16 protein-coding genes and 2 pseudogenes are annotated in these 20,994 nt (G+C 54.1%); 10 read left to right on the top strand and 8 right to left on the bottom strand.

Annotated features, from left to right (window positions below):
- Position 1 precedes the first annotated feature (1 nt).
- The 5 genes and pseudogenes from xylF to ACR0LN_RS13880 all read left to right on the top strand — a co-directional run bounded on the left by xylF (position 2) and on the right by ACR0LN_RS13880 (position 5,583).
- On the top strand, positions 2 to 1,021 hold the full coding sequence (gene xylF, locus ACR0LN_RS13900; RefSeq protein ID WP_480430408.1) for a D-xylose ABC transporter substrate-binding protein: 1,020 nt from the start codon (positions 2 to 4) through the stop codon (positions 1,019 to 1,021).
- A 61-nt stretch (positions 1,022 to 1,082) separates the two neighbouring features.
- Complete coding sequence (locus ACR0LN_RS13895; RefSeq protein WP_480430407.1) at positions 1,083 to 2,381, top strand: sugar ABC transporter permease; 1,299 nt, start codon at positions 1,083 to 1,085, stop codon at positions 2,379 to 2,381.
- Positions 2,381 to 3,184 (top strand): ATP-binding cassette domain-containing protein, encoded by an 804-nt coding sequence (locus tag ACR0LN_RS13890; RefSeq protein ID WP_480430406.1) that lies wholly within the window; start codon positions 2,381 to 2,383, stop codon positions 3,182 to 3,184. The genes ACR0LN_RS13895 and ACR0LN_RS13890 overlap by 1 nt, the downstream gene beginning before the upstream one ends.
- 9 nt (positions 3,185 to 3,193) lie before the next feature.
- On the top strand, positions 3,194 to 4,501 hold the full coding sequence (gene xylA, locus ACR0LN_RS13885) for a xylose isomerase (protein ID WP_480430404.1): 1,308 nt from the start codon (positions 3,194 to 3,196) through the stop codon (positions 4,499 to 4,501).
- 373 nt (positions 4,502 to 4,874) lie between these two features.
- Positions 4,875 to 5,583, top strand: a pseudogene (locus tag ACR0LN_RS13880) (IS6 family transposase).
- A gap of 500 nt (positions 5,584 to 6,083) precedes the next feature.
- On the opposite strand, the gene ACR0LN_RS13875 reads toward ACR0LN_RS13880, so the two are convergent.
- Genes ACR0LN_RS13875 through ACR0LN_RS13865 form a run of 3 tightly spaced genes read right to left on the bottom strand, consistent with a single transcriptional unit; the run spans position 6,084 to position 10,370 of the window.
- Positions 6,084 to 7,295, bottom strand: a complete 1,212-nt coding sequence (locus ACR0LN_RS13875; RefSeq protein ID WP_480430403.1) for a M24 family metallopeptidase — start codon at positions 7,293 to 7,295, stop codon at positions 6,084 to 6,086.
- A 12-nt stretch (positions 7,296 to 7,307) separates the two neighbouring features.
- Positions 7,308 to 9,743: a GcvT family protein gene (locus ACR0LN_RS13870; protein ID WP_480430401.1), complete on the bottom strand. Its 2,436-nt coding sequence runs from the start codon at positions 9,741 to 9,743 to the stop codon at positions 7,308 to 7,310.
- 3 nt (positions 9,744 to 9,746) lie between these two features.
- Entirely contained in the window at positions 9,747 to 10,370 is a 624-nt protein-coding gene (locus tag ACR0LN_RS13865; RefSeq protein WP_480430399.1) for a cupin domain-containing protein, read from the bottom strand.
- 58 nt (positions 10,371 to 10,428) lie between these two features.
- On the opposite strand from ACR0LN_RS13865, the gene ACR0LN_RS13860 reads away from it, so the two are divergent.
- Together ACR0LN_RS13860 and ACR0LN_RS13855 are read left to right on the top strand one after the other, a co-directional pair.
- The gene (locus ACR0LN_RS13860) at positions 10,429 to 11,610 is read left to right on the top strand and encodes an aromatic ring-hydroxylating oxygenase subunit alpha (RefSeq protein ID WP_480430397.1); all 1,182 of its coding nucleotides are present in this window, start codon (positions 10,429 to 10,431) and stop codon (positions 11,608 to 11,610) included.
- Positions 11,611 to 11,867: 257 nt separating this feature from the next.
- A pseudogene (locus ACR0LN_RS13855) lies at positions 11,868 to 12,208 on the top strand (integrase core domain-containing protein); the annotation flags it as partial.
- Between the two features lie 97 nt (positions 12,209 to 12,305).
- On the opposite strand, the gene ACR0LN_RS13850 reads toward ACR0LN_RS13855, so the two are convergent.
- The gene (locus tag ACR0LN_RS13850) at positions 12,306 to 13,901 is read right to left on the bottom strand and encodes an adenylate/guanylate cyclase domain-containing protein (protein WP_480430396.1); all 1,596 of its coding nucleotides are present in this window, start codon (positions 13,899 to 13,901) and stop codon (positions 12,306 to 12,308) included.
- A 242-nt stretch (positions 13,902 to 14,143) separates the two neighbouring features.
- Between ACR0LN_RS13850 and ACR0LN_RS13845 the strand changes: the two genes are divergently transcribed.
- The gene (locus ACR0LN_RS13845) at positions 14,144 to 14,959 is read left to right on the top strand and encodes an alpha/beta fold hydrolase (protein WP_480430394.1); all 816 of its coding nucleotides are present in this window, start codon (positions 14,144 to 14,146) and stop codon (positions 14,957 to 14,959) included.
- The gene (locus tag ACR0LN_RS13840) at positions 14,956 to 15,888 is read left to right on the top strand and encodes a DMT family transporter (RefSeq protein WP_480430393.1); all 933 of its coding nucleotides are present in this window, start codon (positions 14,956 to 14,958) and stop codon (positions 15,886 to 15,888) included. Before ACR0LN_RS13845 ends, ACR0LN_RS13840 begins: the two co-directional genes overlap by 4 nt.
- 77 nt (positions 15,889 to 15,965) lie before the next feature.
- Here the strand turns inward: ACR0LN_RS13840 and ACR0LN_RS13835 are convergent, their stop codons facing one another.
- The 4 genes from ACR0LN_RS13835 to ACR0LN_RS13820 all read right to left on the bottom strand — a co-directional run bounded on the left by ACR0LN_RS13835 (position 15,966) and on the right by ACR0LN_RS13820 (position 19,855).
- Positions 15,966 to 16,589: a glutathione S-transferase N-terminal domain-containing protein gene (locus ACR0LN_RS13835; RefSeq protein WP_480430392.1), complete on the bottom strand. Its 624-nt coding sequence runs from the start codon at positions 16,587 to 16,589 to the stop codon at positions 15,966 to 15,968.
- A 223-nt stretch (positions 16,590 to 16,812) separates the two neighbouring features.
- Positions 16,813 to 17,634: a class I SAM-dependent methyltransferase gene (locus ACR0LN_RS13830; RefSeq protein ID WP_480430391.1), complete on the bottom strand. Its 822-nt coding sequence runs from the start codon at positions 17,632 to 17,634 to the stop codon at positions 16,813 to 16,815.
- Positions 17,635 to 17,721: 87 nt separating this feature from the next.
- Positions 17,722 to 18,576, bottom strand: a complete 855-nt coding sequence (locus ACR0LN_RS13825) for a CE1 family esterase (protein WP_480430390.1) — start codon at positions 18,574 to 18,576, stop codon at positions 17,722 to 17,724.
- A 310-nt stretch (positions 18,577 to 18,886) separates the two neighbouring features.
- Entirely contained in the window at positions 18,887 to 19,855 is a 969-nt protein-coding gene (locus ACR0LN_RS13820; protein WP_480430389.1) for a LysR family transcriptional regulator, read from the bottom strand.
- A 128-nt stretch (positions 19,856 to 19,983) separates the two neighbouring features.
- Between ACR0LN_RS13820 and ACR0LN_RS13815 the strand changes: the two genes are divergently transcribed.
- Positions 19,984 to 20,991 (top strand): TAXI family TRAP transporter solute-binding subunit, encoded by a 1,008-nt coding sequence (locus tag ACR0LN_RS13815; protein WP_170336470.1) that lies wholly within the window; start codon positions 19,984 to 19,986, stop codon positions 20,989 to 20,991.
- The last annotated feature ends 3 nt before the right edge of the window (positions 20,992 to 20,994 follow it).

Raw genomic sequence — 20,994 nt, 5'->3', positions numbered from 1 at the left:
CATGAAAAGAATTCTCAGCGTTTCAGCTGTGGCCACTTTGCTGGCCTCGACGGCATTCGCGGAGCCTGTGGTTGGCGTAAGCTGGTCGAATTTTCAGGAAGAGCGTTGGAAAACTGATGAGGCAGCCATCAAATCTGCGCTTGAAGCAGGGGGTGCCGAGTACATTTCGGCGGACGCGCAATCGTCCTCCGCAAAGCAGCTATCGGACATTGAAAGCCTGATTGCTCAGGGTGTAGACGCACTTATCATTCTGGCGCAGGACGCGCAGGCCATCGGGCCGGCTGTTCAGGCCGCGGCCGACGAGGGTATTCCGGTCATCGCTTATGATCGACTGATTGAGGACGACCGTGCATTTTATCTAACTTTCGACAACGTGGAAGTTGGCAGAATGCAGGCCCGGGCTGTTTTTGAAGCCATGCCCAAAGGCAACTACGTCATGATCAAGGGTTCTCCTACTGATCCGAACGCCGATTTTTTGCGGGGTGGGCAGCAAGAGATCATCGGCGCGGCTGTAGACAGCGGAGACATTGTGATCGTTGGGGAAGCATATACAGATGGATGGCTACCCGCGAACGCACAGCGGAACATGGAGCAGATTCTGACCGCAAATGAAAACAACGTGGATGCGGTTGTTGCGTCGAATGACGGGACAGCGGGCGGCGTCGTTGCGGCGCTGACTGCGCAGGGCATGGAAGGTATTCCAGTGTCAGGTCAGGACGGAGATCACGCGGCACTGAACCGCGTCGCGTTGGGCACTCAGACCGTTTCGGTTTGGAAAGATGCCCGTGAGCTTGGTAAAGCAGCTGGCGAGATCGCGGTTGCTTTGAGTGGCGGCACAAGCCCAGCTGATGTGGAAGGTGCAGTCAGCTGGACGTCACCGGGTGGCACCGAGATGAATTCCGTATTCCTTGCGCCCGTACCGATCACCAAGGATAACCTATCCGTCGTTGTAGATGCTGGATGGATTCCATTGGAGGATTTGTGCCAGGGCGTTGAAAACGGTCCAGCTCCCTGCAACTAAACTTCGAAGTCCCTGGCCCTCTTGGGGGCCGGGGAACACTGCTGAAAATGAAAGATCGGAAATGACCGAAACTTCGTCTCAGCCGATACCAGAAAAAGCAAAACCCAGCCTGTTCCAGCAATTGGAACTGGATATGCGGCTTTTGGGAATGATCGGCGCGTTTGTCATCCTGTGCATCGGGTTCAACATCTTCACAGACGGACGGTTCCTGACGCCTCGGAACCTTTTCAACCTGTCTATCCAAACGGTTTCGGTTGCCATTATGGCGTGCGGGATGGTGTTCATAATTGTTACGCGGCACATCGACTTGTCTGTCGGAGCACTACTGGCAACAACGTCAGCAGTGATGGCAATGACGCAAACTGAGCTCTTGCCGCAGGTGCTCGGTATGGGTTTGAACAACCCGGCAACCTGGGCGATTACCATTATTGTCGGGCTGTTTGTCGGCACCTTGATTGGTGCGTTTCACGGCTGGATGGTCGGGTACCTGACGATACCGGCTTTCATTGTAACACTCGGTGGGTTTCTGGTTTGGAGAAACGTGGCTTGGTACTTGACCAGCGGCCAGACCATAGGCCCTCTGGATAGTACGTTTCTGATGTTTGGCGGTACCAACGGAACATTGGGAACAACCACAAGCTGGCTGTTCGGTTTTTTTGCGACTGCGATCGCCATCTGGGCTTTGTGGAGTGGCCGACGCGCGAAAGCGGCTCATGGATTCCCTGTGAAACCCGTTTGGGCCGAAGCGACACTGGCCGGCATAATCGCAATCGCTATCCTTGGTTACGTTTACATCGTAAACAGTTACGCCATTCCGACACGCCGACTGCAACGTATGTTTGAAGCGCGCGGGGAGACTATGCCAGAGGGGCTGGTTGTAGGATACGGCATACCGATTTCTGTCCTCATCCTGATTATCGTGGCCGTCGCGCTGACAATCGTGGCACGTAAAACCCGGTTTGGACGCTATATCTTTGCCACCGGCGGCAACCCGGATGCAGCAGAGCTTTCCGGCATCAATACACGGCTTCTGACCGTGAAGATTTTTGCGCTTATGGGCTTCCTGTGCGCCGTTTCTGCTGTGGTCGCCTCGGCGCGTCTGGCGAACCATTCGAACGATATTGGCACGCTGGACGAGCTTAGAGTGATCGCCGCTGCCGTTATCGGTGGGACCGCTCTGTCAGGTGGTATCGGCACAATTTACGGCGCGATCCTTGGCGCATTGATCATGCAAGCGCTTCAATCGGGTATGGCCATGGTTGGAGTGGATGCGCCGTTCCAGAACATCGTGGTCGGCAGCGTTCTCGTGCTGGCTGTGTACATCGACATCGTCTATCGCAAGCGACTAGGGGCCAAGTGATGCAAGCTCAAGATACGCAGCAACCCCCCTCAAACTCTGGTCGAGGATCGGGCGCACCGCCATTGGTCGAGATGCGCGATATTTCGATTTCCTTCGGAGGGATCAAAGCCGTCGACCATGTGTCGGTCGATCTCTATCCGGGTGAAGTCGTAGGACTGCTTGGCCACAACGGGGCCGGAAAGTCTACTTTGATCAAGGTATTGTCCGGCGCTTATCAAATGGATCACGGTGAGATCCTGATCGATGGCAAGCCGGTCGAGATTGGCAACCCCCGTGACGCCCGGGCGAATAATATCGAGACTATTTATCAGACGCTCGCCTTGGCCGACAATCTGGATGCGACGTCGAATCTTTTCCTGGGGCGCGAGATGACGACACCTTTCGGGTTGGTCAACGATGCAGCCATGGAGGCCGAGTGTCGAAAGATCATGGCGCAGCTCAACCCGAACTTTCAAAAGTTCAACGATCCGGTCTCCGCCTTGTCGGGGGGACAAAGACAGTCTGTGGCGATTGCTCGGGCCGTCTACTTCAATGCGCGTATTCTAATTATGGACGAGCCGACAGCAGCGCTTGGGCCGCATGAAACACAGATGGTTGCAGATTTGATCCATCAGCTAAAGGCGCAAGGTATCGGAATATTCCTGATCGATCACGATGTGCATGCCGTCATGGAGCTATGCGATCGCGCCTCTGTGATGAAAAACGGGAAATTGGTTGGGACTGTCGATATCTCGGACGTCACTGACGACGACCTTTTATCAATGATCATTCTGGGCAAACAGCCCAGCCAAATAGCAGATTAGGGGGCAAGTATGGCAAGCGGATTTTTCGACGGGATCGATCAGATTCAGTATGAGGGTGCGGAAAGCGATAATCCGATGGCCTTCCGACATTATAATCCAGATGAGTTTGTCATGGGAAAACGCATGGAAGACCATCTGCGATTTGCGGTGGCGTGGTGGCACTCTTTCGCGTGGGAAGGTGGCGATCCTTTTGGTGGCCCTACCTTTGAGCGTCCTTGGCACCCACAGGACGATATGGGGCGGGCGCGCATGAAAGCGGATATCGCCTTCGAAATGTTTGAAATTCTTGGCCAACCGTTCTTTTGCTGGCACGACGCTGACATCCGCCCGGAACAAGGAAACTTCGCCGACAACCTGAGAACGCTGGAAGAAATCACCGATTACATCGGTGAAAAGATGCAGGTGTCTGGAACCAAGTTGCTTTGGGGGACGGCCAATATGTTTAGTCATCGTCGCTGGATGGCCGGAGCCAGCACGAACCCAGATCCCGACGTATTCGCGTTCGCAGCGGCTACAGTAAAGTCGTGTCTGGACGCTACCCACAAACTGGGCGGTGACAATTATGTTCTCTGGGGGGGGCGTGAAGGATACGAAACCCTCTTGAACACGGATATGAAAACCGAGCTGGATCACATGGGCCGGTTTCTGAACATGGTCGTGGAGTACAAACACAAGATCGGCTTCAAAGGTGCCATTCTCGTAGAGCCAAAACCTCAGGAGCCGTCCAAACACCAATACGACTATGACGCCGCGACTTGCATAGGATTTCTCAGAAAATATGGGTTGGAAAATGAAGTGCAACTGAACCTCGAGCAGGGCCATGCCATCCTTGCGGGCCATAGTTTCGAACATGAAATTGCGGTTGCCGCCGCCGAAGGAATGCTGGGGTCGATTGATATGAATCGTAACGATTACCAGTCTGGATGGGATACTGATCAATTCCCCAACAATGCTGCCGAAGTTGCAATGGCCTACTATCACATTCTTAAAGCAGGGGGCTTTAGGACTGGAGGCACAAATTTCGACGCAAAAATACGCCGACAGTCAATTGATGCCAGTGATCTGGTGGCTGCTCATGTCGGCGGAATGGACAACTGTGCGCGTGGTTTAAAGGCTGCCGCGGCAATGATTGAAGACGGTGGTTTGGATGCCGCGCTTTCGGATAGGTATTCTGGTTGGAACACCCCAAAGGCGGCGTCAATGTTAGAAAGCAGTCTGGAACAAGTATCCGCCCGGGTTATAGATGAGGGTATTAACCCGAAGCCAAAGTCTGGTCGCCAGGAGGTTCTGGAAAACTACGTGAACAGGTTTGTGTGAAGATGGTTCCGTCCTGTCAGGGGAGTTCGGTCTGAGGCTGGTTCTCATTTGTCGGACGTCATCGCCGCCCACCCAATTGATCGGAAGGTATTGATACGGAAATTGGGATTTGTCATTCATTCTGGGGCCTGCACCTTCGTTCGTCGCTGATCTTAAGCACGCTTGGCGAGATATTCGCCAATGTCATTGGATGACCTGCAAACATCCAAGGAATGACAGCTGCCTGCCAGTAAGCAGGCACATGCCCAAAAGTCTTAGATGGCTGTTTCGAGCCAAAAGCAAAAATGCCATGCGATTACGCAGAAAAACCTGCTCGCACCAAAAAATCAGTGGTCGACAATCCTGCTCAGTTTCTGAAGATCGCGCCCAGAGATTGATTTCGGTCTTGTCAAAAGAACTCGGGTTGAGATGGAAAGAGGTCATTCGTCTGGCCGTGATGCTATATGTTCAGTCCCACTATCAATTCGCAGGGCAGAAGACCTTTTGCACGAGCGTGGCATCGACGTGACCAGAAAAAAACTGTGCGCTACTGGCAGAACCGTTTCGGCCCGATGTTTGCTGCTGAGATTTGACGGAAGCGTGTTCAGCAACTGCGCGCGTTCTCCAAATAGAAAGGACATGTGGGCGAGGTTTTTGCGAAGGTGAATGGCCAGCGTCATTATCTTTGGCGGGCCGTTGATAGCGAAGGCGAGGTGCTGGAAGACGTGGTCTCCAGGCCCGAAACAAAGCCGCAGCACTGAAATTCCTCAAGAAATTGATGAAGCGACGCGGTGATGCGGAAAACGTCGTCACGGATCGCTTCGCATCATATCGGGCCGTTCTCAGAGAACTTGGTGCCACCGAAAAACAGCAGACGGGCGGGTGGCTCAATAACCGCGTTGAGAATTCACACCTTCCTTTCCGACGACGCGAACGAGCGATGCAACGGTTTAGGCGCATGCGAAGTTTACAGAAATTCGCTTCCGTTCACTCCTCCGTCTATAACCATTTTAATCAGGAAAGATCGCTAGCCAGCAGAGACACCTTCAAGCTGACACGCACCCGCCGCTCTTGCCGAGTGGTGGGAAATTGGTACGGCATAAAGGGCAGCAATACTGGCCTAGCTGAGACTGTTTCGATTTTGTCTGACAGCGCCCCGTTGATAGTTTAACGGCTGTATTGGGTGCGGGAGACAAACAGTTTCCGGGCGATCTTCACCTACCGAAGTGTTTCGCCGTTATGTTTAGGAAAACTGGCGAACTCCAATAACTATCAGCTATATTTTCTGAATCGAGTGTCAAAATCTCAAGTTCGACTAAGGCTTTTACAATATTTCGGCTTACGATTTTGTTGGGTTCGGCTTGTGCAGCAAAACCCGCTTTTGAATTTCGTTGTCCTACATTTTTGGGATAACCTATGTCCGGTATGGTGTGTTTCTGATCTGAACAACCCGAGGTTTTCAGAAAGACGCTGCGTATGTTTTGATTTCAGCCAGTAGCTTGGCGTTAAATTGTCCATTGGGCCATCACCAGGATAGCAACCCCGCGCAATAATGGGTTCGGCGTTCATATCATCACTTTTTAGCTTGGATGCGACGCCCTCATCATCTCAACAGACTTTCGTCATAGGGATAAGTGTCAAGCTGTTCGAGCCCGTCTTTGGTGACCAGAAACTGATGCTCGATCTTGACGCCGCTACCACCCCGATCTGAACCCACATATCCTTCAACGCAGATCATCATGTTTTCCTCGATGATCCCGTCGTAGCCGATTTGGTCCCAATCCTGTGGATAGGGAACATACGGATATTCGTCGCACATCCCCACACCGTGCATGATGCAGGGGTATCGGTGGGCGTGGAACTCTTCGGGGTGGCGGAAGCTATTGTCCACCAATTCCTTGAATGACACACCTGGGCGCACATTGGCCTTGTTGTGCTCGATCTCATCAAGAGCTCGCTTGTAGAGATCGCGGAAATCATCAGGAGCCTTCCCCTCGCCGCAGAACCAGGTGCGGGAAATGTCGGACATATAACCAAAAGGGCCGACCATGTCGGTGTCAAACCCCAAAAGCTCACCCTTCTGAACGCGGCGTTCTCCTGCCTCTTGCAGCCATGGATTGGTACGCTCACCCGAGGCCAGCATCCGTGCTTCGGACCAAAGGCCGCCATGCGCGATGTTAACCTGGCTTAGGATGCTCCACAGTTCGTTTTCCGAGATACCGGGCTGGAACGCCTCGTGCATCTTGGTAATGCCCAGCTGTGCAACGTCGATGGCGTAACGGCAGAGCGTGATCTCCTCCTCAGATTTGATCGAGCGGGCTTTCTCCAAAAAGCCGGGCGCGTCGACAACCTCGAACCCTGCCTGCATCAAACCTTGCACTGCAGAGGCATCCAAGCGGTCGACTGCCACACGGCAGCGCCCTTTTCCAGCGAGACGACCTTTGACAAAATCCACGAACTTGTGTGTGTTCTCCTCCTGGTCAAAACCAGCAAGGAACGGAGCTAGACCAAACATCGGGATATATTCGGTTACGTGATCCAGATCCTTGATAAACGCGCCACTGAAAACCACCGGCCCGTCAGCAAAGATCATCAGCATCATCAGCGGGATGCGGGCCTGGAACTGCATGTATTCATGGTAGTTCACCGCATAGCACATGGTCAGCGGGTTGGTAATGACAGCTAGTTCTACATCTTTTTCCACCATGGCTTCACGAATGCGACCCATGCGGTAGTCGTTCAGCTTGGTCCAGTTGATGTCGGGTGCAGTCAGAACGGCCTTAGAGAATTCGGCAAACGGTTCATGGCGCATCATCTCGGACCTCCCTCACGCATACTCGACGTCGCGCAGACGCATGTTTTGCGGGTCAAAAACCGCATCGGCCAGCACGGTGGCTTTGTGCATATGGCCGAACACGATCACCTCAAGCTCTGTCCCCGGCAGTGCGGCGTGCGGTTTCACAAAGGCAAAGGCCAGATTGCGCCCTGTGACCGGGCCAAAGCCGCCCGAGGACACCGATCCGACCTTTTCTCCGTCCAGATAGACCGCCTCTCCGCCCAGCACATCTGTGCCTTCCATCAGGATGTCCAAATACGCGATGACCGAAGAGGTTCCCGCCTCGGCCAGTTTGGTCAGGGCCTCTTTGCCGACAAACTCTTTGTCGAACTTAACAAATCGCATCTGGTCGGTGTGAACGGGACTGGCGTCATTGGCCAATTCATGCCCGCTGCGATAGGCTTTTTCCATGCGCATCATCTCGAGCGCTTTTGATCCGAACGGCAACATTCCGTGGGGCTGTCCTTTGTCCCAAAGCACATCCCAAAGCGTGCCGAGCTGAGCCATGGGCGCGTGCAGTTCCCAAGCCAATTCACCCGAGAAGGACAGGCGCAACGCGATCAGCTTGACCCCTGCGACCGACATCTCGCGTGCTTTCAGCCAGCCGAATTCCGCATTGTTCAGCGAAGCGTTGCTGAGCGGTGCAAGCACCTCGCGTGCTTTAGGTCCGGCCACAGTCAGGATGCCCCAATCGTCAGACTTGTTGCGTAAGGTCACATCCTCCGAACCGCGCTGATGGATGGTGATCCAGTCCCAGACGCGGCGCTCAGACGGACCACCGGTGACAAACCAGAACCGATCCTCGGCTAGCCGCGCAATCGTCGCTTCGCCCTCGATCGTGCCTTGTTCATTGAGAAGCAGTGTCAGGCATGTGCCGCCGACACTTTTGGGCATCCGATTGGCGCAGAGACGGTTTAGATAGGCTTCGGCTTCGGGGCCTGTGATTTCGAACTTGGAAAAGGCCGAGAAGTCGCCAATACCAACACCCTCATGCACCGCGCGGGCCTCTTTCACGGCGGCTTCCCACGAAGGGCCGCGCCTCCAGGATTGCGGTTCCTTGCACTCCCATTCAGGCTTGCCGTAAACCCGTGGACGTTCCCAGCCGCCAACCTCTTCAAACACAGCGTGCAGCGCCTTGGTGCGGGTATGCACGCCGGAAACGCGGATCTCGCGACAACTTTCTCGCTGCAACTGCGGATACGGCATTGCCTGCCGCAAGGTGTAATCCTCGGTCGCGCGCGCCCGGGCATAATGGGCGTTGGCCCAAACTCCGAAGCGGCGCGGGTCGAAAGCGCGGGTGGATATGTCAGCTGATCCATCCACCATCCACTGTGCCAAGGCGCGCCCGGCACCCGGACCCCAGGCAATGCCCACGGTCGCACCGCAGGCCAGCCAGTAGTTCCGCAAACCCGGTGCCGGTCCCAGCATCATCGCGCCGTCGGGTGTATAGGTGATACCGCCGTTCACTACGCGCTTGATACCCCGGTTCATCAGCGCGGGCATCCGTTCGAAACAGTTTTCCAGCCACGGGGTGATGTTGTCCCAGTTGGGTTCAAATAGCTCGTTTGCACTGTCCCACGGACAACCATCCAGCCAGACCGATTGCGGGTCTTGCTTATCATACAGCCCGACAAGAGCGGACCCTTGTTCGCGCCGGACATAGCCGCAGAAATAATCGTCGCGGGTGACAGGTATCTCGTGGTCCATTGCCGCAAATTCCGGCACGGCATCGGTCACTGCGTAGTGATGCAACATAGTTGTAATTGGTAGGTCCAGCCCGACCATCGCACCGACCTGCCGCGCGTGATAACCGGCGGCGTTGACGACATGCTCGGCGATGATTGTGCCTTGTTCAGTATCGACTTGCCATTCCCCCGAAGGCAATTGACGCAAGCTGGTCGCGCGGCAATTGCGTCGCACCTTCGCACCAAGTTGTCGAGCGCCTTTCGCCATGGCCTGACAGGTGCCAGAGGGATCTACGTGGCCGTCATCAGGGGTGTAGAGTGCTCCCAAAACGCCCGCTGCCTCGACATCGTAAAGCGGGTTCAGCCGTGCGACTTCCGCCCGATCGATGATATGCGCCTCTTGACCTCGTGCGAGAACAGCATCGCGAATATGGTTGATCCAATCCATGTGATCGGGGCTGGTTGCCACCCGGAGCGAACCGCAATTGTGCCAACTTACGCCGACGTCAGTTTCCCTTTCAATTTGCTTATATAGATCCACAGCGTAGTCATGAATCGAACCAAGCGCGTGTCCGCCGACCATGCGACTGACAAGACCCGCCGCGTGCCAAGTGGCCCCGCTGGTCAATTCGGCCTTCTCGATCAGGATACAATCGGTCCAGCCAAATTGGGCAATGTGATACAGAACGCTGGCACCCATATTGCCCCCGCCGATCACAACTACCCGCGCGTGTTCTGTCATATCCTACCTTTTCAAGGTAACCGGTGTGTTGGCCCAGACGATTTGCGCCTCGACAGTGCCAGGATTGCGATATCGGTGTGGGATGTCAGCGGAAAAGCTAAAGCTGTCGCCGGTTTGCAAGCGAAAAACCCTGTTATCCAGCGTCAGTTCGATCTCGCCCTGCAGCACCATCCCGGCCTCTTCCCCTTCATGGGTGTAGAGGTCGTCACCGGTGCTGCCTCCGGGTTCATAGGTGGAAATGCCCATCGCTAATTGCCGGTCCAGGCTGGCAGAAAGCAAGTGATCTTCGAACCCCATGTAATCTGTGCCCGACAGCCCCGAATAGGTCAGCTTGCGACGTCGATCAGCGCGTACGATGAAGGGTCGCTCTTCGGCAGGGACGGGACCGTCCGTCTCAAAGAACCAGCCCACCGGAACCCCCAATGCTTCTGCCACCTCTTGCAGGGCCGTTACCGAGGGACGCGCCAACCCACGTTCGATCTTGGACAGAAACGATACCGACCGCCCCGACGCTGCTGACAAATCGTTCAATGTCATACTCTGGGCTTTGCGCAGGGCACGCAGGTCTTCACCCAGCTTACTGAGCGAGTCCTGTGTACCTGTTTTGTGATTTTCCTTGACGTACATGAAAAATTACCGTGCATAATTTTCCTCATGGCGCAAGAATTCTCTAAATGGAGGCCCCATGAACGGTCAGTCCACCGACACGCCGGTCCTCAAAAAGGTTAAGGCATTGCTGGGCGAGGAAGGGTTCGCTCGGACATTTGCCCCAATTGAGGAGGCCAGCGGTCTGCCGAATGCGGCCTATTGGTCCGAGGAATGGTTGGCACTGGAACAGGAGCATTGCTTTCGCCGGTCATGGGTTTTTGCTGGAGCGACCGCAGAATTGCCCGAGCGCGGAGACATGAAACCGATCGAAATTGGTGGAGCGCAGCTGATAATCTTACGTGACCAGCACGAAGAAATTCGCGCATTACACAATGTGTGTCGCCATCGCGGTGCAAGACTTGTCACCGAACCTTGCAAGAGATCAACCTTGACATGCCCCTATCACGCTTGGGTCTATGGCCTGAACGGCAAGCTGCGGGCACGGCCACATTTTAGCGGACCGGATGTCACTGACCGCTTCGAGGACGGGGGTGGCGACAAACTCGATTTGGTGGCGGTGCGATGTGAGGTCTGGAATGGCTGTATCTTTGTCAACATTTCGGGGGACGCAGAACCGCTGCTGGACTGGCTGAAACCCATGCTTGAGCGCACGCGGGGCTATGACTTCAAATCGATCCGCTGGGCCGGGAAGATCGATTTCGAGGTCGAGGCCAATTGGAAGCTGGTCTACGAGAATTACATGGAAGGCTATCATGTCTTTTCCGTGCATCCAAAATTGCTGAAGTTCGCGCCGATGAACGTACGTTGGTCTGGTGAATGGGATCGGCACGTGTTTTACAACGACTATATCTTCCCCGAATTGGGTGAAGGTCGCGGCGATCGTCTGCCACATTACCCGGGCCTGTCTGAACGAGACGCGAAGCGGGGTCTGTGGTTCCTATGCTTCCCGCATTTTGCCGCAGAGGTTTTCCCCGATCAGTTCACAGTGCTGGTCAGCTATCCGGTAGCCCCAAACAAGACCCGTGAAGAGCTGCATGTCTTCCTTATCGGTGATGCCGCCACCTCGGACAGCCATGCAGACGCGCGGGCCGAACTGATTCAGATGTGGGAGGATCTGAACCGTGAGGATCTTGGTATGCTCGAACTACTGCAGCAGGGCCGAATGTCCCCTGTCTACGACGGCGGCCGCCTCAGCCCGCATTGGGAAGGACCAACACATGATTTCGGGCGGCGCGTGGTGGAACGTATATTGTCTTGAAAAATAATAAAATTTTTCTGAATTTCTGTAGTTCCGATCTTTTTGTGGTTTCGGTCCTTGCAGTAGCACCTCTGGCAAATCCCCTGACTGGTGAAACGCGATGCCTCTCAGCTGCGAGCAAATGCTTCGTCGGTGAAATTGCGGGAGCTTAGGTCGGGAAAACAGTGTGATGCATGGGTAATCAAGTCGACCAAGTTTGGAGACAGTGGTTTCAACCATTGATCGCACCTGAGCCTCGTTAGACACATCGCATTCGATACGTCTCGAGCGACGTAGCCGCGTGGTTGCAGAACAAAGGCATGAAGAACTCACGCGGTGCACGTATCATCCAAAGACCCAAGGCAAGACTGAACGCTGGCATCAGACACTCAGGAACCGCATTTTACTGTGAAGCTACTTCTTGCCCGGCGATCTTGAAGCCCAGATCGCGGCCTTCATCGATCACTACAATCATCCGCGCTGCCACGAGAGCCTGAACAACGTAACACCAGCAGACGCCTACTTAGGGCGAGACAATGCCATTCTGAAACCACGAGATAGGATCAAACAGAAAACACTCGAAGCGCGCCGATTGCACCACTGCAAACACGCCGCATAATCAAACCAACATTACGAGCCAATATCTTCATTGTCGGACAGGCCAATAATAAAACTTCCCTGAGATCCTTGCGTCATCGCCCTGTGCGGGCTGCTCTTTACCGACTCATGAGTTCGAACGCGGCTATGTTCGAACCGATACCTTTTAGATCAAACGGACCTGCCGGCATCATTTCGCCGTTCACCTGCCAAGCAGTGGCGTGTGAGATGAGTGTCTGACCATCTTTGGCGATGTCGCAGAGTCTTGCAGCGAGATTAGGTGCCGGGCCGATGGCAGAGTAGTCCAGACGACTTTCGAAGCCAATTTGGCCCATCGTAGCCGCGCCAGTTGCGATCCCAATTCCCAGCCCAAGTATTCGCCCGTCTGCCCCGGCTTTGAACGGGACCATCGCTTCGCGTACTTTACTTTGCATGTCCTGAGCCAAGTCTACAGCTTTTTGCGCTGCGTTCTCCACAGGAACCGGAGCTCCAAACAGAACCAATAGACCATCGCCCAGAAACCGTTCCACTGTTCCTCCATGTGCCTCGACAAGTGGTCCGCAAGTGCCGTGAAACGTGTTGAGAACTTCAATTACCTGATCCGGAGTTGCGGCTGTTGCAAATGCCGTAAATCCTCGCAAATCGGCGAACAGAACCGTGATCTCTGCTCTGTGTGTTCGAAGCACGTCTTCTTCATCCGAGGCGCCAATAATCATCGTAGCCACTTGAGCGGGCAGGAAGCGCTTCAGGCGGTTGGTGCGCTCGATCTCTTCAACTTGTTCTGCCACCCGCGTTTCCAGCGCAGCGTTCCATTCGGCCAGTTTCGATTTTTGTGCCTCGACTTGCTCGTAGAGGTTTCCTAGCTTTTCACTTGTTTGATTTACATGATGGGCCAGCTCGCCAAGCTCATCCCGATTGGGCACGCTAACCCTTTCATCGAATCCACCTTTGGACAGCTTCCCAAGGGCCACGCGAATGCGTTGAATTGGCCAAAGAAGGGAGGAAGAGATCGAATACCCAAGTAAAAGCGCAACTCCAACTGCAATTAGCGCCGCCGCTACGATGTTTTGACGTGAGGTTAGATAGGCCTGTGTCGTCGTACGTGCCCGGTCCCGCATCTCGTTCTCGATACGTTGCGCGGCGGTATAAACATCGCGCTGCATCGCCTGAAGACGCTCAAAACCGTTTTCGATGCCGTACTCGGCGGCGGCCTGAACATCACCGTCGCGGTCCAAACGCCTCATTTCCAGTGTGACTGGTATGATTGGCGCCAGGTCCGAGCGCAGCTGCGCAATGAAACTTTCGTCAGGCATGCCTGGCTGTCCAAAACGCCGGGCACCGACCCCCAGATCGCGTTCCAGCGCCGATGCGATGTTGTAGGCGCTGGCAGCAGCGGTAATGAAAAGACCGCCGTCACCAACCACGTTTATGGACTTTGGCGGCAAAAAGGTTGCCAGTAGGTAAGCCTGCAAGTTGGAAATGGTTGCGTAGGTGTCGGTCAAAAACGCAATACGCTCCTGATCGCGGACCATCGCTTCTGTCCTTACATTAGCGTGATGCAGAGAATAGAGGCCAAAAAGCGTCAATCCGACAAGCAGGCAGGTAATGCCTAAAAACGCGACAAGCAGTTTGACCCGAACCGAAAGGGCGATCCCGGCGACGCTTCGCGCAACGAAGTTTGGCCCGTTCGGGCCGGTGTTGCGGTCTTTTTCCATATTCTCTGACCCGCAGAAAAATGCGTTGGTTCAGTTTGCCTTTTGTTATTGTGCAGTAATTAGTCGAAAACGCCAATGTCCGGTTTGGGGATGCTGGCAGCCACGGAAGGTAGTTGCAAGGTGCGGGAGTTCTGAGCCAGATGTCAATCATCTGCGCCGGTAACAGGTACTGCTCGCGGTCGGATAAGTTGGTCAAAACCGTTTCATGCTGTAAGCTGTCGTATGGCTTGGGGGAGCGACGCATGGCGGATCTCCACATTGATGCAAACAATTCAGTTTTCTATCTCCACTCGGCACCAACGCGATCCGAAGCGCCAACCTTTGTGTTCATTAATGCGCTTACAGGATCGACCGATCACTGGGAGGCTAAAGTTGCACCTGACCTTCGGAAGCGCGGCTTTGGGACGCTCAGCTATAATTTTCGGGGGCAGGGCAAATCGCGCTTCAGCCCGGAACTAGAGCTAACTAATGAATTGATTATTGGTGACTTGGTTCACCTTCTCAGAGAGGTTGCGCCAGCAACATCAATTCTGACCGGTCTGTCCATAGGTGGGCTGTACGCGTCTCAGGCCTATGCCGCGGGCGCGCCGGCCAGCGGGATTATTTTGCTGAATACTTTGCGCGAGATTAACCCACGTATTGCATGGATTAACGATGCGCTTCCGCACTATGTCGAGAAAGGGGGAGCTTCTTTATTCATGGGGCTGATGATGCCACTTCTGACCAACCCCGACTTTGCCTCTAATGTTAGACCAAATTTCCTCAGGGGCCCATATGAACCACTCGACCAAATGCATGGGCACGCCAATTTGATGCGGAATTCCGTCGACACAGATTGGGATTTTCCGTGGTCGTCTCTTGATCTTCCGGTTCTCTCGATAACTGGCATGCACGACCGTGTCTTCCGGGACGTCGAAGTCATAGATCGATTGTTTTCTGAATTGCCCGAGGCTCGCAGGGAGGATTGGGAAAACGCTGGCCACCTACAGCCACTTGAACGACCGGAACGCCTTGTTGAAAGCCTGGCAAACTTTGGAGAGGAGATCGAACAGCAATGAACATCCCCGCCAAATGGGCCTATCTAGCAGTATTTGTGGGCGTATGCGGTCACGCAAGTTCAGAGTTCTTTGCCAAATTGACCGGAGTTGCTGGCCCGGAGGTTTCTGTATGGCGTTATTTGATCGGCGCTGTCGGGCTAGTCAGTTGGTCAATGATGCGCAGCGATACGCGCGACCTTTTGACCCCATTGCGTGAGGATTGGCGGATTTTGGTGCCACTGTCGCTGCTTGGAGTTTCTCTCGCCTATCTTTTCTTTCACTGGTCGCTGGACTTCGCCAGCGTGATACAGGTGGCAACACTAGTGACAACGATCCCGATTTTCGTCGGGCTGTTAAATCTGTTGGTCAATCGTACCCCGATCTCTGCAGTTAAAATAATCACCGGCATTCTTGCCGTGGCTGGTGTGGCCGCGCTTCTCACGGATGGATACCTGGATGTGCTGACCGCGGGAGGTAAATCTCTTTGGGGTGTTCTAATGGCAATTCTCTGTGCAGCCCTCGTAGCGGGTTACTCCGTAATGGCCAAACCGCTCATGGTGCGCCACGGCGGAATGCGGATCACCACGCTGGCAATTGCAATCGGCGCAATTGGATTGTGGATCGGCGTTGGCATCTTTTGGGGTAATTGGGTTAATCCATTGAGGCTTGCCGAAATGCCCGCGGTTGCATTCTGGTCGCTGATTGTACTGGGGCTTTGGAACACAACGATCACGCAACTTCTATGGTTCGGGGGGCTGGCGGCGGCCACAGACATGACGCGCGCCTCTTACATATTTTTTCTTAAGCCGGTGATTGCAGCTGTTTTGGCGATAGTTTTTTTGGGCAACAGCCCAACGTGGCTTCAGCTTGCGGCAATTTTTGTTGTGTCGGGATCGGTTGTTGTCGAAGTTTTTTGGCCGAAATCACGAGAAGCCGTAGCACATAGGTGAGGTCAGAGAAGCTGATTTTTGAGGTCCCAAGTTACTCCAAAAGCGGACGCTTGATTTAAAGAATTATCGGCAGACGTTCACTCAAAGGGATCATCTGCTGACTGATCGTTAGCAACAAGTCCATAAGGTCGGGGTTTGGTTAATTGGAAACTTGGGCGAGAAAGCAACGGTTCAAAACGATCAAAGCGCGCATCAGCCAATTCTAGTCCGGCGATCTGGCGATCACGTGCCCAGTATAGAAAAACGGCGGCGACCATACTGGCAATCTCTTCGATTTCAGTTTTTTCGGATAGCCAAAGTATCGTGCGGATGAATCTCTCCAAGTTTCGCGCACCCGGTTCAAATCCCAATCCGTTTTCGGCAGATTGGCCAAGTCCGGACCATTGCTGATATGCCGCTTGAGCCAATACGTCGCCAGCAGAAAGAGCAATGACCAGATTCTCACGTGTCTGATCGTTATAAGGAAACGGAACGTCTTCGGCGGCAAGACAAGACAGATGCTCTATTATGTTGAGCGTTGGAAACAATGGAGGCAGGCCTTCTCGGATCAAGAGCGGCACTTGCCCCATTGGGGTCAATGCATCTGTTTCAGGCGGCAAGGGAAAAGGCACTTCAGCGCATTTAACCACAAGCCGCCACTCATGAACCAAAATTCTGACCACTCGTGCAAATGGCGAGCCATCAACGTAAATCAGTTCCATCGTAACCAAACCTCTTATTGTTTTTGAACCGCAAGCCAAGGGCCGACGCAACCAACTGGCCGTAATTGTGAACCAATCAGCGGCCAAGTCATGCAGTGAAGCAAGCTCACACTGCTATGCCGCCTTCCTTGGTTCAACTTCGTGCCATTTGCCCAATCTAAGTGGGATCCGCGCTTGCAGATCCAGCAGAGAAGCTGGTTCGAGCGCCAGCGCACATTCATCGTCAGGCCGTGCAAATGAAGCGGTATGTTAACAAACGACGTTCGTCCAGAGCCAGAAGTTGGTTCTGAACCATATCATTGGCGATGTTCCCAAATAGAATTTGCGTCGTAACCGGCATGGTGCGATCAGACTTGGGCTTCGAAATTCGCGCTTTGAGCCAGTCGTAACTTTCAGCCGTCGAATCTTCTTCGTCCAATATCTTAAAACCAGCATCATGCAGAAAACTGGCCATTTCCTTCGGGGTCGCGAGATGGCTGATTGAGGCGTCCATAGCCCACGGCATCGGATATACGACGTCACCACCTTCGCCCTGTAGTATGTCATAAACTCCAAATCGTGCTCCGCGCTTCAGGACACGATGCGCCTCTTTGTACACCGAAAGTTTGTCCGGGATGTTCATTGCGACATGAACCGTTGCCGCGCCATCAAACCTGCTGTCCGAAAATGGGAGCTTTGTCGCATCCCCCTGAATAAACGTGGTTTGTTCACCAAGATCGACCCACTCTGAAATGGTTGTAGCTGCGTCGCAAAACTCTTGCGTCAGATCTATGCCTGTAACTTTGGCCCTTGCTTCTTCCGCAATTGTTCTGGCGACCCCACCCAGTCCACTACCAATATCAAGCACGTTTGAACCTGGCGATAACTCTAGTTTCTCCAACAACTGTAAAGTCGCTTGTCTGCCTCGAAAATGAAACTCATCGATAGGTTCAAAATCAGCGGCGCGCAGTTTCGTCGGGTCAATGCCCGTATTACTCAGGTCATCAGCTATCTGGTCAATCAGTCTGCGGCTGCGGCCATAGTGATCAGAAACCTGTTCCTTCATTCTCGGATCCTTTCAACAAAACTGCTGGGTGCCACCGAATGCAAATCAGATCACAATACCCACAGGGACGGTGGCCCCCTCCAGTGCTCAAGGCAGCGCTTCGAACCAGTCCAGAACCGCGTTCCGCCAGCCATCGGGCACGCCGTGACCGTCTTTGGTAACTTTCAGCCGGATCGAGCCGGCGGCGCAATTTGTCCAATCCTTCTGCATCGAATTATCGTCCTCAATGCTGTTCTCCGCACTACCCAAGCAAGCGTTCTCGCGGCGCCAGACGTCCACGCCCTTCATGACATTACCCTGGTTGAATTCGACACCCTCCCATGTCAGTTGTCGTCCTTCGAACGGCACCATTCGGTCTTTGAATCCGTGAACGTGAAACAGGTGAACGGGCGCATTGCACTCTGTGGTCATGGGTTCCCAAAACGCCCCAGCCGCAGCAGCAAAGCCTTTCGCCAACTCTGGCGCTTGGCATGCAACGTCCCAGACCATCGAGCCACCGCGAGAGAAGCCTGCGATCAGTATTCGCGACGGGTCAATATCGAACCGCTCCACTGCGTCGGTGCGCACAGCGCCGAGAAAGGCAACATCGTCGCGTGCCAGATCATATCCGTCAGCCACCCCCCAATCGAGGTCTTTGTTATTTATACTGGGTTGTCCGCTGGGCATAATCACTGCGTAGCCGCGCCGGATGAAAGGGTCGACATAGGCGGAATTCTGGATCATCGCCTTGCCAGACCGCCCAAAACCGTGCAACCAAATGACGGCAGGCGCCTTTTCCGGAATCTTTGGCAAGGCCGCGTAGTATTCACCGTTGTCTAGTTTGCAAGACTCGTCGGGTGCGCCACACTCTTCATCTGAGGCAAGAGCAAGGTTCGCCATTGCAGCGACACACGCAATGGCGATGCCAAGCGTCAAAATGCTATTACGCGTTTGGGGTCGCATGAAAACTGTACCTCTGTCGTTAGGTGCAGAAAAACATAGCACAGGGTTACTCATCTCAGAAGAAACCGGCCCAACTTTCTGTGAACGCTCGATGCAGTGTTTCAGGCGCACGCGAAGTTCGCAGTATTTCGCCGCCGTTCACTTTTCCGTCTACAGTCACTTCAACCCGGAGCGATCTCTTGCCAGTTGAGACACCTTCAAGTTGATAAGGTCCGCCGCTCTTGTCGACTCGCGCGAACTTGGCGCGGTACTAGCGACAACTTCACTGGCCTACCAGAGACTAGTTCTAATTCGTCTGATAGTACCCAATTTAGTTCTGTTCGCTTCTCGCTTCAGCTATCCCTACCGCATCGGGATTGGCTTTCACCCCTTCCAACATCTTTAATACTTCGGCTTTCCAACCAGCTTTGATCTTCAAAGCCAATTGCGACGGTGGTCGGTGATCAGGCTCAAGAAGAGCGTATTCATATCTGAGCGGTTGTTTGAAAGGTAAAAAAGCAACCTTTCCGTTGGACAGGTTTAGCGCTTGTTCCGTCGCGACGGTCAATGGATCCACGATTGAATAACACTGACCCGAGCTTACAAACGGTATCAACGGCAAAAAGTACTGACAGGTCACTGTTGGGTTGTAGTTGGCTGATACTTCCTGAAACTTTTGCCGAATTTTTTTTTGGAACGGATGCGTTGCATGCAATCCTCCCATAGGAGCGCCATCAAGATCGGAAATGGAAACGATCTTATGGGAGGCAAGCGGGCTTTCACGATCTACGGCACAAAAACAATCTGCTCGGATCAACTCGGCCGAATACTGAGGTTTTTTTCCTGCCGAGTGTTCAAAATCAGCGAAGCCGAAATCTATGTTCTGCGTCCCCGCAAGCTCCATAATCTGAGGCGAACTACGCGTTGACAGTGTGATGCGAATCTCGGGGTTCTCACCGACCGATTGACTGATGAAACGTGGGAATAGAAAGGCGGACGGGCCCGGCATTGTCGCGATATTGAGGCTGCCGGAATGTCCCTTGATCAGCCCCTCCATTGTGCTGGAAATCGTTGCAAGGCGGTCCAGAATGCCTGTGGTTTCGGCCAATAGGTAATGCGCTTCGGGAACAGGCACTAACCGCCGCCCTTTACGTTCAAACAGTGTCAGCCCCAGATCCCTTTCAAGGTTCTTCAAGGCTAGGCTGATCGCTGGTTGGGTGCGGTTCAGTTTCTTGGCGGTTTGAGAGATAGAGCCGGTCTCCATCACCTCGCGAAAAACGGTGAGCTGCGTAAGATTCATGTAAAATGTATAAGCTAAACTTTAGTTTTGTGAAATATAACAAATTTGTATTAATGAAAATTGCCATTACGCTTGCAGGATCGAAATTCGGCCCAACCGAATCCGACGATCCAACAAGGGAGATGATGATGAAATTTGTGAAATGCTTGACCGGACTGGCCCTGGCAGGCGCGCTTGCCGCCCCTGCGCTGGCACAGGACCCAACCTTTTTCCGCATCGGGACTGGTGGTGCAGGCGGAACCTACTTCCCCATCGGCGGCACCATCGCAAACGGAATCTCCGCCCCTCCGGGATCGCGCCCGTGCGAAGAAGGCGGCCAGTGTGGTGTTCCGGGCCTGATTGCTATCGCGCAATCCACCACCGCGTCCGTCTTCAACAACGCCGCTGTTCAGAACGGAGAATTGGAGGCCGGGCTGGCTGCGGCCGACGTTACCCGCTCGATGTATTTGGGCGAGGGTAAGTTCGAGGGCAAACCCCACCCCAATCTGCGCATCGTGGCCAACCTGTTCCCCGAAGACCTGCATCTGGTTCTGCCCGCAGGTCAAACGATCAACGACCTGAGCGATCTGGAAGGCAAGCGCGTAGGCATTGCGCAAGCCGGTTCCGGTACACAGGTTGCCGTGCTGCAGATGCTGGATGCCTGGGGCGTCAACCGCGACAATATGGATGAGGCCGAACTGAACAACAGCCAAAGCGCCGAGCGTTTGGCTGACGGACAATTGGATGCCTATTTCTACGCTGCAGGCTGGCCGGTTGCCGCGATGGTGCAGCTGTCGTCAACCAAGGGTATGAACCTGCATTCCTTCACAGACGAAGACATGGCGAAGATCAACGAGATCATCCCGGCCTATATTCCCTCGACCATCCCAGGGGGCGTCTATGAAGGCATTGACGGTGAGACTAAAACCCCTGCGGTCAGCGCAATGTTGGTTGTTTCTTCGGAACTGTCCGACGAACTGGTATATGGCCTGACCAAGGCCCTATGGAACGACAACACCCGCAAGCTGCTGGACAATGGCCACGCCAAGGGCAAGCAGATCACACCCGACACGGCGCTGGATGGTGTCGAGGCGCTGGGTGTACCGCTGCATCCGGGGGCCGAGAAGTTCTATAAAGAAGCCGGTCTGCTTCAGTAACCG

It is taken from the genome of Ruegeria sp. AA6, from assembly GCF_056542865.1.
The sequence above is the reverse complement of the archived record's forward strand: the minus strand, read 5'-3'. Positions and strand labels throughout refer to the sequence as shown.

What these genes read in the sequence shown, in the direction of transcription:
- xylF (WP_480430408.1), top strand. Translation starts at nt 2, where the DNA reads ATGAAAAGAATTCTCAGCGTTTCAGCTGTGGCCACTTTGCTGGCCTCG.
- ACR0LN_RS13895 (WP_480430407.1), top strand. Translation starts at nt 1,083, where the DNA reads ATGACCGAAACTTCGTCTCAGCCGATACCAGAAAAAGCAAAACCCAGC.
- ACR0LN_RS13890 (WP_480430406.1), top strand. Translation starts at nt 2,381, where the DNA reads ATGCAAGCTCAAGATACGCAGCAACCCCCCTCAAACTCTGGTCGAGGA.
- xylA (WP_480430404.1), top strand. Translation starts at nt 3,194, where the DNA reads ATGGCAAGCGGATTTTTCGACGGGATCGATCAGATTCAGTATGAGGGT.
- ACR0LN_RS13875 (WP_480430403.1), bottom strand. Translation starts at nt 7,295, where the DNA reads ATGATGCGCCATGAACCGTTTGCCGAATTCTCTAAGGCCGTTCTGACT.
- ACR0LN_RS13870 (WP_480430401.1), bottom strand. Translation starts at nt 9,743, where the DNA reads ATGACAGAACACGCGCGGGTAGTTGTGATCGGCGGGGGCAATATGGGT.
- ACR0LN_RS13865 (WP_480430399.1), bottom strand. Translation starts at nt 10,370, where the DNA reads ATGTACGTCAAGGAAAATCACAAAACAGGTACACAGGACTCGCTCAGT.
- ACR0LN_RS13860 (WP_480430397.1), top strand. Translation starts at nt 10,429, where the DNA reads ATGAACGGTCAGTCCACCGACACGCCGGTCCTCAAAAAGGTTAAGGCA.
- ACR0LN_RS13850 (WP_480430396.1), bottom strand. Translation starts at nt 13,901, where the DNA reads ATGGAAAAAGACCGCAACACCGGCCCGAACGGGCCAAACTTCGTTGCG.
- ACR0LN_RS13845 (WP_480430394.1), top strand. Translation starts at nt 14,144, where the DNA reads ATGGCGGATCTCCACATTGATGCAAACAATTCAGTTTTCTATCTCCAC.
- ACR0LN_RS13840 (WP_480430393.1), top strand. Translation starts at nt 14,956, where the DNA reads ATGAACATCCCCGCCAAATGGGCCTATCTAGCAGTATTTGTGGGCGTA.
- ACR0LN_RS13835 (WP_480430392.1), bottom strand. Translation starts at nt 16,589, where the DNA reads ATGGAACTGATTTACGTTGATGGCTCGCCATTTGCACGAGTGGTCAGA.
- ACR0LN_RS13830 (WP_480430391.1), bottom strand. Translation starts at nt 17,634, where the DNA reads ATGAAGGAACAGGTTTCTGATCACTATGGCCGCAGCCGCAGACTGATT.
- ACR0LN_RS13825 (WP_480430390.1), bottom strand. Translation starts at nt 18,576, where the DNA reads ATGCGACCCCAAACGCGTAATAGCATTTTGACGCTTGGCATCGCCATT.
- ACR0LN_RS13820 (WP_480430389.1), bottom strand. Translation starts at nt 19,855, where the DNA reads ATGAATCTTACGCAGCTCACCGTTTTTCGCGAGGTGATGGAGACCGGC.
- ACR0LN_RS13815 (WP_170336470.1), top strand. Translation starts at nt 19,984, where the DNA reads ATGAAATTTGTGAAATGCTTGACCGGACTGGCCCTGGCAGGCGCGCTT.